Below are 16,300 nucleotides of genomic sequence, written 5' to 3' on the forward strand. Positions count from 1 at the left end.
TCCCCCGCGCCCCGGGCGCCCCACGGACCCCGGAGGGCGTGGTACGCCAGCGTCCCCGCCAGCAGGCACAGCGAGACGGCGTCCCGGAACGCCCGCCGCTTCCCCGACTCCAGCCACGGCCAGGTCACACCCGGCAGCTGCGGCACCAGCGCCAGCCAGAACCCCGGCCGCCGGGTCACCGACCCCGCGTACGGCAGTCCGGCGAGCAGCAGCGGCAGTACGACGAGCAGGTAGTGGTTGTAGGAGGGCCGGGACACCAGGAACGCGGACAGCATCAGCCCGGCGGACGTCTCCGCCAGCCGCAGCGGCTGGGGCCCGGGACCCCGCCACCGCCGGTACGCACACCCCACCCCGACCGCGGCGGCGAGCATGGCCAGCGCCTGGGCCAGAGCCTCCGGCACCCCGACCCGGGGCAGCACCGCCGCGGGGCCCGCCTCGTACAGACGCAGGAAGGCGTCGTCGGCGGTGAACAGAAAGGGGAGCGTCCGGGTCAGGAACCCGGTGGGGTCCGGCAGGAAGAACGCGGCCACCACCGACGAGACCGCCGGTACCAGCACCACCAGGGCGAGCGCCCCCCACCGGCGGGCGAAGAGGAACAGCAGCGCCATCGGCGCGAGCAGCGGCTTCAGCGCCACCGCCACCCCGATCACCGCGCCCGCCGCGACCCACCGCCCCCGGCTCGCCAGCAGCAGGCACAGCGGCAGCGCCAGCACGGCCGTCACCGTCCAGTTGCCCAGCCGCACCAGCTGGGCGAACGGCGCGAAACCGGCCGCGAGCCCGAGCAGCCCGAGCACCGCAAGCCTGCTGTGCAGTGGCACCCGGTGCGTCAGCAGCGCGCACACCCAGCCGCCCGCGAGCGCCAGGACGACCGCCACCGGCACCAGCACGTCCAGCAGGGACCGAGGCAGCAGCGCCTGCGGGGCGGCCGCGACCACCGCGCTCGGGAAATAAAGGAAGTGCGCGTCGTCGTACGGCGATCCGCCGTCCAGCCAGGTGCGCGCCGCGTCCACGACGATGCCGTTGTCCATGCCTCCGTCCGAGGTCACCAGCACCGTATGGGTCGTCAGAGCGGCCATGACCGCCACGAGTCCGGCCCACCAGCCGAGGCCCGCGGGGCGCACCAACCACCCGGAGATGTCGCTTTTGCCCGTCGCCATGGGCGCAACGCTAGGGCCTCGCGCGCCCGTTGAGGCGGACCAGCACACCCCTTGCCCCGTCTAAGATGCGCCCCATGAGCTTTGGGCAGGGGGGGTCCTCCCAGCAGTGGGATCCCTGGAAACCGAATTCCCAGCAGCAGCCGTGGAGCGGCGGCAGCGCCGGCGGGTCACCCGACTGGGCCGCGCTCGCCGACGCGTCCGAGGCGCGCGCCAAGCGCCGCCGGCTGCTGTTCATAGGCGGCGGCGCACTCGCCGCCGTGGCGATAGGCACCGCAGTGGCGGTCGCCGTCGTGTCCGCGGGCGGCTCCAACCAGGCCTCTCCGGGCGCCGAGTCGCAGCTGCCCGGCGTCTCCGACCTGCCGAGCCAGACCGGCACGGTGCCGTCGTTCGAGCCGACGAGCGCGCCGCCCCCGCTGGACCCGAAGGACTTCGTCGCCAGCGCCCAGAAGGACAAGGCGCCGCTGAGCCCCGACATCCTGTTCCCGGGCACGCAGCTGACCATGGGCGACACGGTCTACAAAAAGGGCCCGACCGCCGACACCAAGAACTGCGCGTCCGCGGCGAAGGCCACGCTCCCCAAGGTCCTCACCACCAACGACTGCACGCGCCTGATCCGCGTCACCTACAGCCGGGACGGCGTGGCGGTGACGGTCGGCGTGGCGGTCTTCGCGACCGAGGCGCAGGCGACGAAGGCCAAGCAGCAGGCGGACGAGAAGAGCATCGTGAAGTCGCTGTCGGGCGGCGGGGTGAAGGACTTCTGCGTCGGCGCGGTCTGCCGCTCCACCACCAACGCCTACGGCCGCTACGCCTACTTCACGCTGTCCGGCTTCACCAGCGGCAAGGACGTGACGGAGAAGGACAAGGCCGTCTTCAAGACCGGCGACGACCTCCAGGAGTTCACGTACCGTCAGATCCGCCGCAGGGGCGAGGCCCAGGCGTCGGCGGCAGCGGTCGGCTGACCCCGCCGCCAGGAGTGGGTCAGCAGCAGCCGGCCGACGGCAGCGTCCGCTTGTTGCGCGCCTCGGCGCTGCGGGCCGCGAGGAGCTCGTCGGCCGGGTAGCCGACCTCCTCCAGGGTCAGGCCGTGCGGGCGTACGACATGGACCGCCGAGTCCCGTACGCCCGCCGCCAGGACCTTCGCGGGCCAGTCCGGCGTGCGGTGCCCGTCGCCGACGAACAGCAGCGCGCCGATCAGCGAGCGCACCATGTTGTGGCAGAAGGCGTCGGCCCGCACGGTGGCCGTGATGATCCCGTCGTCGCCGCGCACGAGACGCAGCTCCTGAAGCGTCCGGATGGTCGTCGCGCCCTCCCGCTTCTTGCAGTAGGCGGCGAAGTCGTGCTCGCCCAGCAGCCCCCGCGCCGCCTCGTTCATGGCGTCCACGTCCAGCGGCCAGTCGTGCCACAGCACGTGGTTGCGCAACAGCGGGTCGACGCCGCCGGGGTTGTCGGTGACGCGGTAGGCGTAGCGCCGCCAGATCGCCGAGAAACGGGCGTCGAAGCCCGCCGGGGCCTCCCGCAGCGCCCACACGCGCACGTCCTTCGGCAGCCGCCCGGCGAGCCGCTTCAGCAGCTTCGCCCGGTGCTCGGCCCAGACCTCCCGCGGCAGATCGACGTGCGCGACCTGCCCGCGCGCGTGCACGCCGGCGTCGGTCCGCCCCGCCACGGTCAGCTCGTACGTCACCGCGGACCGCGTCACGGTCCGCAGGGCGTCCTCGATCTCCCCCTGCACGGTCCGCCGCCCCCCGGCCTGCTTGGCCCACCCGGAGAACTCGGTCCCGTCATAGGAAAGATCCAACCGAACCCGCACCACACCACTCACCCGGAACTCCCTCCACCACAAACGAAGCGGGCCCGCTCCTATGAAAGAAGCGGGCCCGCTGGTGCGCCCTGAAGGGGCGCGGGGAACTGCGCGACAAGCCACGACGGCGCCGCACTGAGGCGACCGCACAGGCCCCGCCAGAAACGCTTACGCGTCCTTCGACTCCTCGGCCGCAGCCTCGTCGTCGCCCTTGGCCGTGTCGACCTTGGTCTCCGCGGCCTCCGCGTCCTTGGCGGACCGCTTGGTCGCAGCCTCGGCCTCGCCGACCGCGGCCTGCTGCACCGTCAGCGCCTCGACCAGCTCGATGACGGCCATGGGCGCGTTGTCGCCACGGCGGTTACCGATCTTGGTGATGCGGGTGTAGCCACCGGGACGGTTCTCGTACCGCGGGCCGATCTCGGTGAAGAGCGTGTGGACGATGCTCTTGTCCGTGATCACCTGGAGCACCTGACGGCGGTTGTGAAGGTCGCCCTTCTTCGCCTTGGTGACCAGACGCTCGGCGTACGGACGCAGCTTGCGCGCCTTCGCCTCGGTGGTGGTGATGCGGCCGTGCTCGAAAAGCGCCTTCGCGAGGTTCGCGAGCATGAGCTTCTCGTGCGCGGCGCTGCCGCCCAGACGGGCACCCTTGGTGGGCCTCGGCATGGTGTATCTCCTAGGTGTCTGCCCCGGCCGTATCAGGTACCGGAGTCAGTATCCGAGCAGGCGGTCGCCTGTCGGAGATCCGGGGCGCCTTGCGACGCCCCGGAGGGTCCGCGCCCCGAAGGGGCGCGGGGAACTGCGCGACCAGCCACAGCCGGCCGGCAGCCGAATCAGTACTGCTCGGTCTCCACGAAGCCCGCGTCCGCGTCGTCATCGGCGCCGAAGGCGTCGGCCGCAGCGGTCGGGTCGAACCCGGGAGGCGAGTCCTTCAGCGCGAGACCCATACCGGCCAGCTTGGCCTTGACCTCGTCGATGGACTTCGCACCGAAGTTCCGGATGTCCAGCAGGTCCGCCTCGGACCGCGCGACGAGCTCGCCCACGGAGTGGATGCCCTCACGCTTGAGGCAGTTGTACGACCGGACGGTGAGCTCGAGCTCCTCGATGGGAAGCGCGAGGTCGGCCGCCAGCGCCGCGTCCGTCGGGGACGGACCCATGTCGATGCCCTCGGCGTCGATGTTCAGCTCGCGGGCGAGACCGAACAGCTCGACCAGGGTCTTGCCCGCCGACGCCATGGCGTCACGCGGCCGCATGGCCTGCTTGGTCTCGACGTCGACGATCAGCTTGTCGAAGTCGGTCCGCTGCTCGACACGGGTGGCCTCGACCTTGTACGTGACCTTGAGAACCGGCGAGTAGATCGAGTCGACCGGGATGCGACCGATCTCCTGACCGACCTGCTTGTTCTGCACGGCGGAGACGTAGCCGCGACCGCGCTCGACGGTCAGCTCCATCTCCAGCTTGCCCTTGCCGTTGAGCGTGGCGAGGACGAGGTCCGGGTTGTGCACCTCGACACCGGCCGGGGGCGCGATGTCGGCGGCGGTGACCAGACCCGGGCCCTGCTTGCGCAGGTACATCACAACCGGCTCGTCGTGCTCGGACGAGACGACCAGCTGCTTGATGTTGAGGATCAGGTCGGTGACGTCCTCCTTGACGCCCGGCACGGTGGTGAACTCGTGCAGGACGCCGTCGATGCGGATGCTGGTGACAGCGGCTCCGGGGATCGACGACAGGAGGGTGCGGCGGAGGGAGTTGCCGAGGGTGTAGCCGAAGCCCGGCTCCAGCGGCTCGATCACGAACCGGGAGCGGAATTCGTCGACGACCTCTTCGGTCAACGAGGGACGCTGAGCGATCAGCATGAGTGGATCAGATCCTTCTTTCGTGGACGCCCGCTATTTGACGTCCGACGGAAACCGCACCCGTGACGAGTGCGGGTACTGCAAGGGTACGGGCGATACGGCCCTTACGAGCCGTACCGCCCGGAACCCGAAGCCTGCGCGAAGCAGCCGTGCGTCAGACGCGACGACGCTTCGGCGGACGGCAGCCGTTGTGCGGGGTCGGGGTGACGTCCTGGATGGAGCCGACCTCGAGGCCCGTGGCCTGCAGGGAGCGGATGGCGGTCTCACGACCGGAACCCGGGCCCTTGACGAACACGTCGACCTTGCGCATGCCGTGCTCCTGGGCGCGGCGGGCGGCCGACTCGGCGGCCATCTGCGCGGCGAACGGCGTGGACTTCCGGGAGCCCTTGAAGCCGACGTGGCCGGCGGAGGCCCAGGAGATCACGTTGCCGGACGGGTCCGTGATCGAGACGATCGTGTTGTTGAACGTGCTCTTGATGTGCGCGTGGCCGTGAGCGACGTTCTTCTTTTCCTTGCGGCGCACCTTCTTGGCAGCGCCCTGACGACCCTTGGGGGGCATCTGTACTCCTACGGGAGGTGGTCGGTCCTACAGCGAAGACCGCTGGACGGCGAAGTCCGCTGAGGACTACTTCTTGCCCGGCTTCTTCTTGCCGGCGATGGCGCGACGCGGGCCCTTGCGGGTACGCGCGTTGGTGCTGGTGCGCTGACCGCGGACGGGGAGACCGCGACGGTGACGCAGACCCTGGTAGGTGCCGATCTCGACCTTGCGGCGGATGTCGGCCTGGATCTCGCGACGGAGGTCACCCTCGGTCTTGATGTTGTTGTCGACGTACTCGCGGATGGCGACCAGCTGCTCTTCGGTCAGGTCGCGGACGCGGGTGTTCGGGTCGACGCCGGTGGCGGCCAGCGTCTGCTGCGAAAGGGTCCGGCCGATGCCGAACACGTAGGTGAGGGCGATCTCCACGCGCTTTTCGCGCGGGATGTCAACACCGGAAACGCGTGCCATTCAATGGCTCCAGTTGGTTGTCGGAGGTCTTCCACAGAACCGGCTCCCCGCCCGCCGTACCAGGTACGGGCCGGGTCCCCGGCCTCCGAGCCGGGGGTGTCGAGCCGTGCGGCTCGGGTCCTGCGTATGAACGTGTGTTGCTCGCGTCGCGCGAAGTCTGCGGGAGGCGCAGAGGGTGGATCAGTGCTGCGGTCAGCCCTGGCGCTGCTTGTGGCGCGGGTTGTCGCAGATGACCATGACCCGACCGTGACGGCGGATCACCCTGCACTTGTCGCAGATCTTCTTGACGCTCGGCTTGACCTTCATGGGTGTGAGGTTCTCCGGGTCAGTGCCATCACCCCGGCGGGCCGGGGCGCGGGCAAGATCTACTTGTACCGGTAGACGATCCGGCCACGCGTGAGGTCGTACGGAGACAGCTCCACCACGACCCGGTCGTCAGGGAGGATGCGGATGTAGTGCATGCGCATCTTGCCGCTGATGTGTGCCAGGACCTGGTGGCCGTTCTGGAGCTCGACCCTGAACATGGCGTTCGGCAGAGACTCGACGACAGTGCCCTCGATCTCGATGGCACCTTGCTTCTTGGCCACGCTTCGCCCTTCGAATCGACTACCTTGATCGACTCTTCAGTACACCGTGACCACATGCGGACATGCGGGTGCACCAGAGCCGACGAGTCAGTCTACGTCAGCGCACCCGGAAACACGAATCGAAGAATCCTGCCCCACCCGGGAGATCCTTAACCGAGCGGGTCCGGTGCCGCCGTGATGCCCAGTTCCGCCAGCTTCGCCCTGCCGCCGTCGGGCGCCGTCAGGACCAGAGGGCCCTGCTCGGTCAGGGCCACCGAGTGCTCCCAGTGCGAGGACCAGGTGCCGTCGGTGGTGATGACCGTCCAGTCGTCCGAGAGGACCTCGGTGCGGGGGGTGCCGAGGGAGACCATCGGCTCGATCGCCAGGCAGAAGCCGGGAACCAGCTTCGGGCCCTTCCCGCGCTTGCGGTCGACGTAGTTCAGCAGGTGCGGGTCCATGTGCATCTCGGTGCCGATGCCGTGGCCGCCGTAGTCCTCGATGATCCCGTACTTGCCGCCGCCGGGCTTCGGCTGGCGGCGGATGTACGTCTCGATCGCGCGGGAGACGTCGACCAGCCGGTTGCCCTGCTTCATCGCCGCGATGCCGGCCCACATCGACTCCTCGGTGACCCGGGAGAGCTCGACCAGCTCCGGGGAGTGACCGGAGCCGACGAAGGCGGTGTAGGCGGCGTCGCCGTGCCAGCCGTCGACGATGGCGCCGCAGTCGATGGAGATGATGTCCCCGTCCTTGAGGACCACGTCGTCGGACGGGATGCCGTGCACCACGACCTCGTTCACCGAGGTGCAGATGGTGGCGGGGAAGCCGCCGTAGCCGAGGAAGTTCGGCTTGGCGTTGTGCTCGGCGAGCACCTTGCGGGCGACCTGGTCCAGATCCTTGGTGGACGCCCCGGGCACGGCCGCCTCGCGGGTGGCCGCGTGGATGGCGGCGACGACCAGCCCCGCCTCGCGCATCTTGGCGATCTGCTCAGGGCTCTTGATCTGCACCATGGGGACGACGGCCTTTCTGGACCAGTGGGGTACGGACGCTTCCAACGATACGGGCGGGCGCCGCCCGGGTGCCGCGCGGACGGCGGCACGGACCCCGCCCACGCCACAGCCGCGGTCCCTCGGGGGGAACCGCGGCTGTGCAAGGCGGCGGGACGGACTACTGGCCGCTCTTCAGCGCCTCCAGCGCCCGGCCGGTGACCTCGTCGACGGGACCCATCGCGGAGATGGTCACCACCAGGCCCTGGGCCCGGTAGTAGTCGATGATCGGCTCGGTCTGCGTGTGGTACACCTCCAGGCGCGTGCGGACGGTCTCCTCGGAGTCGTCGTCGCGCTGGTACAGCTCACCGCCGCAGTGGTCGCAGACGCCGTCCTGCTTCGGCGGGCTGTAGGTGACGTGGAAGACGTGCGCGGAGTCCTTGCGGCAGACGCGCCGCCCGGCGATCCGCTTCACGACCTCGTCCTCGGGGGCCTCGAGGTCGAGCACCGCGTCCAGCTTGATGCCCTCGGTCTTCAGCAGCTCGTCCAGCGCCTCGGCCTGCGACACGTTGCGCGGGAAGCCGTCCAGCAGGAAGCCGCCCTCGGCGTCGGGCTGCGCCATGCGGTCCTTGGCCATGGCGATGGTGACCTCGTCGGGGACGAGGTTCCCGGCGTCCATGTAGGACTTGGCGAGCTTGCCGAGCTCGGTCTGCCGGCTGATGTTGGCGCGGAACAGGTCGCCCGTGGAGATGTGCGGGATGCGCAGTTTCTCGGCAAGGCGGGTTGCCTGTGTGCCCTTCCCAGCACCCGGCGGCCCGACGAGGACGATTCGCATCAGCGGAGGAACCCTTCGTAATTGCGCTGCTGGAGCTGGCTCTCGATCTGCTTCACCGTCTCGAGACCGACACCCACGATGATCAGGATGCTCGTCCCGCCGAACGGGAAGTTCTGGTTTGCCCCGAAACCAACCAACGCCATCGTCGGTACGAGAGCGATCAGACCCAAGTACAGCGAACCCGGCCAGGTGATCCGGTTGAGTACGTAGCTCAGGTACTCAGCGGTCGGTCGGCCAGCCCGGATGCCCGGGATGAAGCCACCATACTTCTTCATGTTGTCCGCGACTTCCTCGGGGTTGAACGAGATGGCCACGTAGAAGAACGCGAAGAAGACGATGAGCAAGAAGTACAGCGTCACGTAGATCGGGTGGTCACCGCGGACGAGGTGCGCCTCGATCCAGGTCTTCCAGCCCGAGGTGCCGCTGGAGAACTGCGCGATCAGCGCCGGGATGTACAGCAGCGACGACGCGAAGATGACCGGGATCACACCGGCCTGGTTGACCTTCAGCGGGATGTAGGTCGACGTGCCGCCGTAGCTGCGGCGGCCGATCATGCGCTTCGCGTACTGGACGGGGATACGGCGCTGGGCCTGCTCGACGAAGACGACCAGGCCGACCATGACCAGGCCGACGGCGATGACGGTGCCGAACTCGATCCAGCCGTCCGCCAGGCTGCCCTGCTCCTTGATGGCCCACAGGGCGGAGGGGAAGGTGGCGGCGATCGAGATGAACATCAGGATCGACATGCCGTTGCCGATGCCGCGGTCGGTGATCAGCTCACCGAGCCACATGACCACGGCCGTGCCGGCGGTCATGGTGATGACCATGGTGATGGTCACGAAGATCGACTGGTCCGGGACGATCTGGCTCGCGACCGGGCAGCCCTGGAAGAGGGCGCCGCTGCGGGCGGTGGCCACCAGGCCGGTGCCCTGGAGGATGGCGAGCGCGACCGTCAGGTAACGCGTGTACTGCGTGATCTTCGCCGTGCCGGCCTGCCCCTCCTTCTTCAGGGCTTCCAGGCGCGGGATCACCACGGTCAGCAGCTGCAGAATGATGCTCGCGGTGATGTACGGCATGATGCCGAGCGCGAAGACCGTGATCTGGAGCAGCGCGCCGCCGCTGAACATGTTCACCAGACCGAACAGGCCCTGGTTCGCCTGGGCGGCGTCGATACAGGTCTGGACGTTCCGGTAGTCCACACCCGGGATGGGGATGTGCGTACCGACGCGGTACACCACGATGATGCCGAGCGTGAAGAGCAGCTTCTTGCGCAGGTCGGGCGTCTTGAACGCCCGGGCGAACGCGGTGAGCACGGTGCCTCCTGCGACCCCCCGCGCAACTGCGTCAAGGGTGATGGTCTGAGATTCCGACTGAGGACGAATTCTTAACGGTCAACTGCCGCCCTGAGTGCCCCGCGTGGGGCTCCCGAGGTGAATGGGCAGCGCAGGCCACCTTACCGGCGACACCACCGCCCTAGGAACGACCAACCGGGGATACCCCATTTGTGGGGTATCCCCGGTCGGGATCGCTCTATGTCATCGAGACACCTGACGGGGTCAGACGAGCTCGGTGACGGTACCGCCGGCGGCGGTGATCTTCTCCTTGGCGGAGCCGGAGACGGCGTCGACCGTCACCTGCAGCGCCACGGAGATCTCGCCCTGGCCCAGGACCTTGACGAGGCTGTTCTTGCGCACGGCACCCTTGGCGACCAGGTCCTCGACCGTGACCTCTCCGCCCTCGGGGTAGAGGGAGGCGAGCTTGTCCAGGTTCACGACCTGGTACTCGGTCTTGAACGGGTTCTTGAAGCCCTTCAGCTTCGGGAGACGCATGTGGAGGGGCATCTGGCCACCCTCGAAGCGCTCCGGAACCTGGTAACGGGCCTTGGTGCCCTTCGTACCACGACCGGCCGTCTTACCCTTCGACGCCTCACCACGACCCACACGGGTCTTGGCGGTCTTGGCGCCCGGGGCGGGACGGAGGTTGTGGATCTTGAGCGGGTTGTTCTCCGCCATGATCAGTCGACCTCCTCGACCGTCACGAGGTGGCGGACGGTGTGCACCATGCCGCGGAACTCGGGGCGGTCCTCCTTGACGACCACGTCGTTGACCTTCTTCAGGCCGAGCGAACGCAGGGTGTCACGGTGGTTCTGCTTGCTGCCGATGTAGGACTTGACCTGCGTGATCTTGAGCTGCGCCATGATCACACACCCGCCCCGGCACGCGCACGCAGCAGGGCCGCGGGAGCGACGTCCTCGAGCGGCAGACCGCGGCGGGCCGCGATCTCCTCGGGACGCTGCAGGCCCTTCAGGGCCTCCACGGTCGCGTGCACGATGTTGATCGCGTTGTCGGAGCCGAGCGACTTCGACAGCACGTCGTGGATACCGGCGCACTCGAGCACGGCGCGCACCGGGCCACCGGCGATCACACCGGTACCGGGCGACGCGGGCTTGAGCAGCACGACGCCGGCAGCCTTCTCACCCTGGATGGGGTGCGGGATGGTGCCCTGGATGCGGGGGACCTTGAAGAAGTGCTTCTTGGCCTCCTCAACGCCCTTGGCGATGGCGGCCGGCACCTCCTTGGCCTTGCCGTATCCGACACCCACGGTGCCGTCACCGTCGCCCACCACGACCAGCGCGGTGAAGCTGAAGCGACGACCACCCTTCACAACCTTGGCGACACGATTGATCGCGACGACGCGCTCGACGTACGCGGTCTTCTCGGCGGCAGCAGCGCCGCCGTCACGGCCCTTCCGGTCCCGCCGCTCGCCGCCACCGGCGCCGCCACCGCGGCGCTGGGGTCCAGCCATTGGATTACCTCTCTCTTTCCGCTAGCTTCAGCGGCTCAGAACTTGAGCCCGGCTTCGCGGGCGGCGTCCGCCAGGGCGGCGATGCGCCCGGCGTACTGGTTGCCACCACGGTCGAACACGACGGCCTCGACACCGGCGGCCTTGGCACGCTCGGCGACCAGGGCGCCGACCTGCTTGGCCTGCGCGGACTTGTCGCCCTCGCCGCCGCGGATCGACGCGTCCAGGGTGGACGCCGACGCCAGGGTGTGACCCTTCAGGTCGTCGATCACCTGCGCCACGATGTGGCGGTTGGAACGGGTCACGACCAGGCGAGGACGCTCGGCGGTGCCGGCGACCTTCTTGCGGATCCGGATGTGACGACGCTTGATAGCAGCACGCTTGTACGCGTCGCCCTTGAGGATCTTCTGCCCGTATGCCATGGCTTACTTACCCGCCTTTCCGACCTTGCGGCGGATGACTTCGCCCTCGTACTTGACGCCCTTGGCCTTGTACGGGTCGGGCTTGCGCAGCTTGCGGATGTTGGCCGCAACCTCGCCGACCTTCTGCTTGTCGATGCCCTCGACCGAGAACCGGGTCGGGGTCTCCACCTTGAAGGTGATGCCCTCGGGGGCCTCGACCGTGATCGGGTGGCTGTAACCGAGGGAGAACTCCAGGTTCGAACCCTTGGCGACAACGCGGTAACCGACGCCGCTGATCTCGAGCTTCTTCACGTAACCCTGGGTCACGCCGGTGATCATGTTCGCCACCAGCGTGCGGGACAGGCCGTGGAGGGCCTTGTTCTGACGCTCGTCGTTGGGGCGGGTGACGTTCAGAACGCCGTCCTCACCCTTGGCGATCTCGATCGGCGCCACGACGGTGTGGGTCAGGCTGCCCTTGGGGCCCTTGACCGAGACCGTACGGCCGTCGATGGTGACGTCCACGCCGGCGGGAACCGCGATGGGGAGCTTGCCGATGCGCGACATAGCTGTTTCCTCCGTTCCCTTCTGCTACCAGACGTAGGCGAGGACTTCCCCACCCACGCCCTTCTTGCCGGCCTGCTTGTCGGTGAGGAGCCCGTGCGACGTGGAGATGATGGCCACGCCCAGGCCGCCGAGCACCTTCGGCAGGTTGGTGGACTTCGCGTACACCCGGAGACCGGGCTTGGAGATCCGCTTGATGCCCGCGATGGAGCGCTCACGGTTGGGGCCGAACTTCAGCTCCAGGACGAGGTTCTTGCCGACCTCGGCGTCCTCGACCTTCCAGCCCGTGATGAAGCCCTCCTGCTGGAGGATCTCCGCGATGTGCGACTTGATCTTCGAGTGCGGCATCGACACGGTGTCGTGGTATGCCGAGTTCGCGTTCCGCAGACGCGTAAGCATGTCTGCGATCGGATCAGTCATGGTCATGAATTGGCCTTCGGCCTCTCTCGCCGGGGTTTCCTGGTGCGCCATCCCTCTCCCCGATCCGAGACGGGACGGGTGCGGCGCGGTGGACCTACGGCGTAGTAAGCAAACATTGGCGGGCAGCTGCCCGCGTGGCGTACGGGCACGGCAGGCGCCCAACCCCACAAGCCTAAGCCATGTGGAGCGGGCCCCCTGCCGTTTCCCTTGCTTACCGAGAGCCCTGGGAGTCCGGGATGACCCGGATTACCAGGAGCTCTTGGTCACGCCCGGCAGCTCGCCGCGGTGAGCCATCTCACGAAGGCACACGCGGCACAGGCCGAACTTGCGGTACACGGAGTGCGGACGGCCGCAGCGCTGGCAGCGGGTGTAGCCACGCACACCGAACTTGGGCTTGCGAGCAGCCTTCGCGATGAGAGCCTTCTTCGCCATCTCGCTCACGCCTCCTTGAACGGGAAGCCGAGGTGACGGAGAAGGGCACGGCCCTCTTCGTCGTTGGTCGCCGTGGTCACCACGGTGATGTCCATACCCCGGACGCGGTCGATCTTGTCCTGGTCGATCTCGTGGAACATGACCTGCTCCGTGAGACCGAAGGTGTAGTTGCCACGGCCGTCGAACTGCTTGGGGGACAGGCCGCGGAAGTCGCGGATGCGCGGCAGCGCGAGCGACAGGGTGCGGTCCAGGAACTCCCACATGCGGTCGCCACGGAGCGTGACGTGGGCACCGATCGGCTGGCCCTCACGCAGCTTGAACTGCGCGATGGACTTGCGGGCCTTGGTGACGGCCGGCTTCTGACCGGTGATCGTGGTGAGGTCGCGGATGGCGCCCTCGATCAGCTTGGAGTCGCGGGCGGCGTCGCCCACACCCATGTTGACCACGATCTTGACGAGGCCGGGAACCTGCATGACGTTCTCGTAGGAGAACTGCTCGCGCAGCTTGCCCGCGATCTCCTCGCGGTACTTCGTCTTCAGACGCGGAGTGGTGGTGGTGGTCATCAGATGTCCTCACCCGTCCGCTTGGCAACGCGGATCTTGTTGCCTTCGTCGTCGAAGCGGTAACCGACGCGCGTGACGACCTTGTTGCCGTCCTTCTCCACGACCAGCTGGACGTTGGAGACGTGGATCGGGGCCTCGGTGGTGACGATGCCGCCGGCCTGGGAACCGCGAGCCGTCGGACCGGCCTTGGTGTGCTTCTTGACCCGGTTGACACCCTCGACCAGGACGCGCTGCTCGCGCGGGAAAGCGGCAATGACCTTGCCCTGCTTGCCCTTGTCCTTGCCGGTGATGACCTGGACCAGGTCGCCCTTCTTGATCTTCATGCTCACAGCACCTCCGGCGCGAGGGAGATGATCTTCATGAACTTCTTCTCGCGCAGCTCACGGCCCACCGGGCCGAAGATACGGGTGCCACGAGGGTCGCCGTCGTTCTTCAGAATGACGGCGGCGTTCTCGTCGAAGCGGATGTACGAGCCGTCCGGACGGCGGCGCTCCTTGACGGTGCGAACGATGACCGCCTTGACGACGTCACCCTTCTTCACGTTGCCACCGGGGATCGCGTCCTTGACGGTGGCGACGATGACGTCACCGATACCCGCGTAGCGGCGACCGGAGCCACCGAGCACACGGATGCAGAGGATCTCCTTCGCACCCGTGTTGTCGGCGACACGCAGTCGCGACTCCTGCTGGATCACGTCTATCTCCTGAATGTCTGCCGGTTCCCCGGGAGCCGCTCAGCGAGCGGCTCCCGGAGCCTGGCGGAACTGTCCTGCGGGTTTGCCCGCAGGAATTACTTGGCCTTCTCGAGGATCTCGACGACGCGCCAGTGCTTCGTGGCGGACAGCGGCCGGGTCTCCATCAGGAGGACGCGGTCGCCGACGCCGGCGGCGTTCTGCTCGTCGTGGGCCTTGAGCTTGCTCGTGCTGCGGATGACCTTGCCGTACAGCGCGTGCTTCTTGCGGTCCTCGACGGCGACGACGACGGTCTTGTCCATCTTGTCGCTGACGACGATGCCCTCGCGGGTCTTGCGGAAGCCCCGAGCCTCAGTGTTCGTCTCAGTCACGTTGTTCTCGCTCATCAGGCGCTCTCCACCGTCTCGATGCCCAGCTCGCGCTCACGCATCAGGGTGTAGATCCGCGCGATGTCCTTGCGGACGGCCTTGAGCCGACCGTGGTTCTCGAGCTGACCCGTGGCCGCCTGGAAGCGGAGGTTGAACAGCTCTTCCTTGGCCTCGCGGAGCTTCGCCAGAAGCTCCTCGTTGCCCAGCTCGCGCAGCTCTGACGCCTTGGTACCGGCCGACATCACGCTTCACCTGCCTCGCGCTTGACGATCTTGCACTTCATCGGCAGCTTGTGAGCCGCACGGGTCAGGGCCTCGCGCGCGATCTTCTCGTTGGGGTACGACAGCTCGAACATGACGCGTCCGGGCTTGACGTTGGCCACCCACCACTCCGGGGAGCCCTTACCGGAACCCATGCGGGTCTCGGCCGGCTTCTTGGTGAGGGGGCGGTCCGGGTAGATGTTGATCCAGACCTTGCCGCCACGCTTGATGTGGCGGGTCATGGCGATACGAGCCGCTTCGATCTGGCGGTTCGTCACGTACGCCGGGGTGAGCGCCTGGATGCCGTACTCGCCGAACGCAACCTGCGTGCCACCCTTCGACATGCCGTTGCGCTTCGGGTGGTGCTGCTTGCGGTGCTTGACCCTACGGGGGATCAGCATTTCGGTCAGGCCTCCGTTCCGGTGCTCTCAGCCGGAGCGGCCGCCGGAGCCTCGGCCTTGGGGGCCTCGGCAGCGGGAGCCTGCTGCGGCTTGCGACCGCGACCGCCACGCTCGCCACCGCGGCCACCACGGGCCGGGCGGTCGGCGCCGCCACGGGCCGGGCGGTTGCCGGCGCGGGCAGCGGCGTTCTCGGCGCGGACCTCGGCGATGTTCTTGACGTCGCCCTTGTAGATCCAGACCTTCACGCCGATGCGGCCGAAGGTCGTCTTGGCCTCGAAGAAGCCGTAGTCCACGTTCGCGCGGAGCGTGTGCAGGGGCACGCGGCCCTCGCGGTAGAACTCCGAGCGGGACATCTCGGCGCCGCCGAGGCGGCCACCGCACTGGATCTTGATGCCCTTGGCGCCCGCCTTCATGGCCGACTGCATGCTCTTGCGCATGGCGCGGCGGAAGGAGACGCGGGAGGAGAGCTGCTCGGCGACGGCCTGGGCGACCAGCTGAGCGTCGGTCTCGGGGTTCTTGACCTCGAGGATGTTCAGCTGGACCTGCTTGCCGGTGAGCTTCTCGAGGTCGCCGCGGATGCGGTCGGCCTCGGCGCCGCGGCGGCCGATCACGATGCCCGGACGCGCGGTGTGGATGTCCACACGCACACGGTCACGGGTGCGCTCGATCTCGACCTTGGAGATGCCGGCGCGCTCCATGCCGGACGTCATCATCCGACGGATGGCGACGTCTTCCTTGACGTAGTCCTTGTACAGCTTGTCGGCGTACCAACGCGACTTGAAGTCGGTCGTGACACCGAGCCGGAACCCATGCGGGTTAACCTTCTGGCCCATTACCGGGTTCCTTCCTTGCTGCTGACGACCACGGTGATGTGGCTGGTCCGCTTGCGGATCCGGTAGGCGCGGCCCTGGGCCCGCGGACGGAACCGCTTCAGGGTCGGGCCCTCGTCGACGTAGGCCTCGGAGATGAAGAGGCTGTCGACGTCGGTGTGGTCGTAGTTGTGCGCGGCGTTGGCAATGGCGCTGTCCAGCACCTTGCCCACCGGAACCGAGGCTGCCTGCGGAGCGAATCGCAGGACGGCCTGGGCCTCCGTGGCGTCCATGCCACGGATGAGGTCCACCACGCGGCGGGCCTTCATGGGCGTGACGCGGATGTACCGCGCCTGGGCCCTGGCTTCCATGGTTGTCCTTCCAGTTACTTACGT

Annotated in this window: 27 protein-coding genes; 1 reads left to right on the plus strand and 26 read right to left on the minus strand. The window is 68.1% G+C overall.

Features of this window, described 5'->3' with window-relative positions; translation table 11 throughout:
• On the minus strand, nucleotides 1–1,157 hold a 1,157-nt coding region (locus tag CCN29_RS03080; protein ID WP_107481665.1), incomplete at its 3' end, for a glycosyltransferase 87 family protein.
• A 74-nt stretch (nucleotides 1,158–1,231) separates the two neighbouring features.
• On the opposite strand from CCN29_RS03080, the gene CCN29_RS03085 reads away from it, so the two are divergent.
• Nucleotides 1,232–2,116, plus strand: a complete 885-nt coding sequence (locus CCN29_RS03085; protein ID WP_006130764.1) for a hypothetical protein — start codon at nucleotides 1,232–1,234, stop codon at nucleotides 2,114–2,116.
• Between the two features lie 19 nt (nucleotides 2,117–2,135).
• Here the strand turns inward: CCN29_RS03085 and truA are convergent, their stop codons facing one another.
• The 25 genes from truA to rplV form a co-directional block, all read right to left on the minus strand.
• Nucleotides 2,136–2,975, minus strand: a complete 840-nt coding sequence (truA, locus tag CCN29_RS03090; protein WP_086679957.1) for a tRNA pseudouridine(38-40) synthase TruA — start codon at nucleotides 2,973–2,975, stop codon at nucleotides 2,136–2,138.
• A gap of 147 nt (nucleotides 2,976–3,122) precedes the next feature.
• A complete protein-coding gene (rplQ, locus tag CCN29_RS03095; RefSeq protein WP_006130766.1) occupies nucleotides 3,123–3,617 on the minus strand; it encodes a 50S ribosomal protein L17 in 495 nt (164 codons plus the stop codon).
• A 167-nt stretch (nucleotides 3,618–3,784) separates the two neighbouring features.
• Nucleotides 3,785–4,807 carry a DNA-directed RNA polymerase subunit alpha gene (locus CCN29_RS03100; protein ID WP_003966937.1) on the minus strand — a complete coding sequence of 341 codons (1,023 nt, stop codon included), beginning with the start codon at nucleotides 4,805–4,807 and terminating at the stop codon, nucleotides 3,785–3,787.
• A gap of 154 nt (nucleotides 4,808–4,961) precedes the next feature.
• A complete protein-coding gene (gene rpsK / locus CCN29_RS03105) occupies nucleotides 4,962–5,366 on the minus strand; it encodes a 30S ribosomal protein S11 (RefSeq protein ID WP_003956432.1) in 405 nt (134 codons plus the stop codon).
• A 66-nt stretch (nucleotides 5,367–5,432) separates the two neighbouring features.
• Entirely contained in the window at nucleotides 5,433–5,813 is a 381-nt protein-coding gene (gene rpsM, locus CCN29_RS03110; protein WP_006130767.1) for a 30S ribosomal protein S13, read from the minus strand.
• Between the two features lie 192 nt (nucleotides 5,814–6,005).
• Entirely contained in the window at nucleotides 6,006–6,119 is a 114-nt protein-coding gene (gene rpmJ, locus CCN29_RS03115) for a 50S ribosomal protein L36 (protein WP_003974245.1), read from the minus strand.
• 59 nt (nucleotides 6,120–6,178) lie between these two features.
• Nucleotides 6,179–6,400, minus strand: a complete 222-nt coding sequence (infA, locus tag CCN29_RS03120) for a translation initiation factor IF-1 (RefSeq protein WP_004927214.1) — start codon at nucleotides 6,398–6,400, stop codon at nucleotides 6,179–6,181.
• Between the two features lie 149 nt (nucleotides 6,401–6,549).
• Complete coding sequence (map, locus tag CCN29_RS03125; RefSeq protein ID WP_086679959.1) at nucleotides 6,550–7,386, minus strand: type I methionyl aminopeptidase; 837 nt, start codon at nucleotides 7,384–7,386, stop codon at nucleotides 6,550–6,552.
• Nucleotides 7,387–7,543: 157 nt separating this feature from the next.
• Nucleotides 7,544–8,197 carry an adenylate kinase gene (locus CCN29_RS03130; RefSeq protein ID WP_006130769.1) on the minus strand — a complete coding sequence of 218 codons (654 nt, stop codon included), beginning with the start codon at nucleotides 8,195–8,197 and terminating at the stop codon, nucleotides 7,544–7,546.
• Complete coding sequence (gene secY / locus CCN29_RS03135) at nucleotides 8,197–9,510, minus strand: preprotein translocase subunit SecY (RefSeq protein ID WP_006130770.1); 1,314 nt, start codon at nucleotides 9,508–9,510, stop codon at nucleotides 8,197–8,199. Before secY ends, CCN29_RS03130 begins: the two co-directional genes overlap by 1 nt.
• A gap of 243 nt (nucleotides 9,511–9,753) precedes the next feature.
• The gene (rplO, locus tag CCN29_RS03140; RefSeq protein WP_006130771.1) at nucleotides 9,754–10,209 is read right to left on the minus strand and encodes a 50S ribosomal protein L15; all 456 of its coding nucleotides are present in this window, start codon (nucleotides 10,207–10,209) and stop codon (nucleotides 9,754–9,756) included.
• A gap of 2 nt (nucleotides 10,210–10,211) precedes the next feature.
• Nucleotides 10,212–10,394, minus strand: coding sequence for a 50S ribosomal protein L30 (rpmD, locus tag CCN29_RS03145; protein ID WP_004984515.1), 183 nt, complete (start codon nucleotides 10,392–10,394; stop codon nucleotides 10,212–10,214).
• Between the two features lie 2 nt (nucleotides 10,395–10,396).
• Nucleotides 10,397–11,002, minus strand: a complete 606-nt coding sequence (rpsE, locus tag CCN29_RS03150) for a 30S ribosomal protein S5 (RefSeq protein WP_004984517.1) — start codon at nucleotides 11,000–11,002, stop codon at nucleotides 10,397–10,399.
• Between the two features lie 35 nt (nucleotides 11,003–11,037).
• Complete coding sequence (gene rplR / locus CCN29_RS03155; protein WP_004984518.1) at nucleotides 11,038–11,421, minus strand: 50S ribosomal protein L18; 384 nt, start codon at nucleotides 11,419–11,421, stop codon at nucleotides 11,038–11,040.
• 3 nt (nucleotides 11,422–11,424) lie between these two features.
• Entirely contained in the window at nucleotides 11,425–11,964 is a 540-nt protein-coding gene (rplF, locus tag CCN29_RS03160; RefSeq protein WP_004984519.1) for a 50S ribosomal protein L6, read from the minus strand.
• A gap of 24 nt (nucleotides 11,965–11,988) precedes the next feature.
• Nucleotides 11,989–12,387, minus strand: coding sequence for a 30S ribosomal protein S8 (gene rpsH / locus CCN29_RS03165; protein ID WP_006130772.1), 399 nt, complete (start codon nucleotides 12,385–12,387; stop codon nucleotides 11,989–11,991).
• 240 nt (nucleotides 12,388–12,627) lie between these two features.
• The gene (locus CCN29_RS03175; protein WP_003948630.1) at nucleotides 12,628–12,813 is read right to left on the minus strand and encodes a type Z 30S ribosomal protein S14; all 186 of its coding nucleotides are present in this window, start codon (nucleotides 12,811–12,813) and stop codon (nucleotides 12,628–12,630) included.
• A 5-nt stretch (nucleotides 12,814–12,818) separates the two neighbouring features.
• Nucleotides 12,819–13,376 carry a 50S ribosomal protein L5 gene (rplE, locus tag CCN29_RS03180; protein WP_006130773.1) on the minus strand — a complete coding sequence of 186 codons (558 nt, stop codon included), beginning with the start codon at nucleotides 13,374–13,376 and terminating at the stop codon, nucleotides 12,819–12,821.
• Entirely contained in the window at nucleotides 13,376–13,699 is a 324-nt protein-coding gene (gene rplX, locus CCN29_RS03185; RefSeq protein WP_006130774.1) for a 50S ribosomal protein L24, read from the minus strand. The genes rplE and rplX overlap by 1 nt, the downstream gene beginning before the upstream one ends.
• A 2-nt stretch (nucleotides 13,700–13,701) precedes the next feature.
• The gene (gene rplN, locus CCN29_RS03190) at nucleotides 13,702–14,070 is read right to left on the minus strand and encodes a 50S ribosomal protein L14 (RefSeq protein WP_003998823.1); all 369 of its coding nucleotides are present in this window, start codon (nucleotides 14,068–14,070) and stop codon (nucleotides 13,702–13,704) included.
• A 95-nt stretch (nucleotides 14,071–14,165) separates the two neighbouring features.
• On the minus strand, nucleotides 14,166–14,453 hold the full coding sequence (gene rpsQ, locus CCN29_RS03195) for a 30S ribosomal protein S17 (protein ID WP_006130775.1): 288 nt from the start codon (nucleotides 14,451–14,453) through the stop codon (nucleotides 14,166–14,168).
• Nucleotides 14,453–14,677: a 50S ribosomal protein L29 gene (rpmC, locus tag CCN29_RS03200; protein ID WP_003974259.1), complete on the minus strand. Its 225-nt coding sequence runs from the start codon at nucleotides 14,675–14,677 to the stop codon at nucleotides 14,453–14,455. Before rpmC ends, rpsQ begins: the two co-directional genes overlap by 1 nt.
• Nucleotides 14,677–15,096: a 50S ribosomal protein L16 gene (gene rplP, locus CCN29_RS03205; protein WP_004984526.1), complete on the minus strand. Its 420-nt coding sequence runs from the start codon at nucleotides 15,094–15,096 to the stop codon at nucleotides 14,677–14,679. Before rplP ends, rpmC begins: the two co-directional genes overlap by 1 nt.
• Nucleotides 15,097–15,101: 5 nt before the next feature.
• Nucleotides 15,102–15,929, minus strand: coding sequence for a 30S ribosomal protein S3 (gene rpsC / locus CCN29_RS03210; RefSeq protein WP_004927271.1), 828 nt, complete (start codon nucleotides 15,927–15,929; stop codon nucleotides 15,102–15,104).
• Nucleotides 15,929–16,276, minus strand: a complete 348-nt coding sequence (gene rplV / locus CCN29_RS03215; protein ID WP_006130776.1) for a 50S ribosomal protein L22 — start codon at nucleotides 16,274–16,276, stop codon at nucleotides 15,929–15,931. Before rplV ends, rpsC begins: the two co-directional genes overlap by 1 nt.
• Between the last annotated feature and the right edge of the window lie 24 nt (nucleotides 16,277–16,300).

The organism is Streptomyces pseudogriseolus (genome assembly GCA_002154585.1).
In the GTDB taxonomy this organism is placed as follows: Bacteria; Actinomycetota; Actinomycetes; order Streptomycetales; family Streptomycetaceae; genus Streptomyces; species Streptomyces pseudogriseolus.

Excerpts from the sequence above, each read along its gene's own strand:
- CCN29_RS03085 (WP_006130764.1), top strand. The coding sequence starts at position 1,232 with ATGAGCTTTGGGCAGGGGGGGTCCTCCCAGCAGTGGGATCCCTGGAAA.
- CCN29_RS03100 (WP_003966937.1), bottom strand. The coding sequence starts at position 4,807 with ATGCTGATCGCTCAGCGTCCCTCGTTGACCGAAGAGGTCGTCGACGAA.
- rplR (WP_004984518.1), bottom strand. The coding sequence starts at position 11,421 with ATGGCATACGGGCAGAAGATCCTCAAGGGCGACGCGTACAAGCGTGCT.
- rplO (WP_006130771.1), bottom strand. The coding sequence starts at position 10,209 with ATGGCGGAGAACAACCCGCTCAAGATCCACAACCTCCGTCCCGCCCCG.
- rplE (WP_006130773.1), bottom strand. The coding sequence starts at position 13,376 with ATGACCACCACCACCACTCCGCGTCTGAAGACGAAGTACCGCGAGGAG.
- rplX (WP_006130774.1), bottom strand. The coding sequence starts at position 13,699 with ATGAAGATCAAGAAGGGCGACCTGGTCCAGGTCATCACCGGCAAGGAC.
- rpsQ (WP_006130775.1), bottom strand. The coding sequence starts at position 14,453 with ATGAGCGAGAACAACGTGACTGAGACGAACACTGAGGCTCGGGGCTTC.
- rpsM (WP_006130767.1), bottom strand. The coding sequence starts at position 5,813 with ATGGCACGCGTTTCCGGTGTTGACATCCCGCGCGAAAAGCGCGTGGAG.
- rpmC (WP_003974259.1), bottom strand. The coding sequence starts at position 14,677 with ATGTCGGCCGGTACCAAGGCGTCAGAGCTGCGCGAGCTGGGCAACGAG.
- rplQ (WP_006130766.1), bottom strand. The coding sequence starts at position 3,617 with ATGCCGAGGCCCACCAAGGGTGCCCGTCTGGGCGGCAGCGCCGCGCAC.
- rpmJ (WP_003974245.1), bottom strand. The coding sequence starts at position 6,119 with ATGAAGGTCAAGCCGAGCGTCAAGAAGATCTGCGACAAGTGCAGGGTG.
- rpsC (WP_004927271.1), bottom strand. The coding sequence starts at position 15,929 with ATGGGCCAGAAGGTTAACCCGCATGGGTTCCGGCTCGGTGTCACGACC.
- rplV (WP_006130776.1), bottom strand. The coding sequence starts at position 16,276 with ATGGAAGCCAGGGCCCAGGCGCGGTACATCCGCGTCACGCCCATGAAG.
- rpsE (WP_004984517.1), bottom strand. The coding sequence starts at position 11,002 with ATGGCTGGACCCCAGCGCCGCGGTGGCGGCGCCGGTGGCGGCGAGCGG.
- rplP (WP_004984526.1), bottom strand. The coding sequence starts at position 15,096 with ATGCTGATCCCCCGTAGGGTCAAGCACCGCAAGCAGCACCACCCGAAG.
- rpsH (WP_006130772.1), bottom strand. The coding sequence starts at position 12,387 with ATGACCATGACTGATCCGATCGCAGACATGCTTACGCGTCTGCGGAAC.
- CCN29_RS03130 (WP_006130769.1), bottom strand. The coding sequence starts at position 8,197 with ATGCGAATCGTCCTCGTCGGGCCGCCGGGTGCTGGGAAGGGCACACAG.
- rpmD (WP_004984515.1), bottom strand. The coding sequence starts at position 10,394 with ATGGCGCAGCTCAAGATCACGCAGGTCAAGTCCTACATCGGCAGCAAG.
- map (WP_086679959.1), bottom strand. The coding sequence starts at position 7,386 with ATGGTGCAGATCAAGAGCCCTGAGCAGATCGCCAAGATGCGCGAGGCG.
- rpsK (WP_003956432.1), bottom strand. The coding sequence starts at position 5,366 with ATGCCCCCCAAGGGTCGTCAGGGCGCTGCCAAGAAGGTGCGCCGCAAG.
- CCN29_RS03175 (WP_003948630.1), bottom strand. The coding sequence starts at position 12,813 with ATGGCGAAGAAGGCTCTCATCGCGAAGGCTGCTCGCAAGCCCAAGTTC.
- rplF (WP_004984519.1), bottom strand. The coding sequence starts at position 11,964 with ATGTCGCGCATCGGCAAGCTCCCCATCGCGGTTCCCGCCGGCGTGGAC.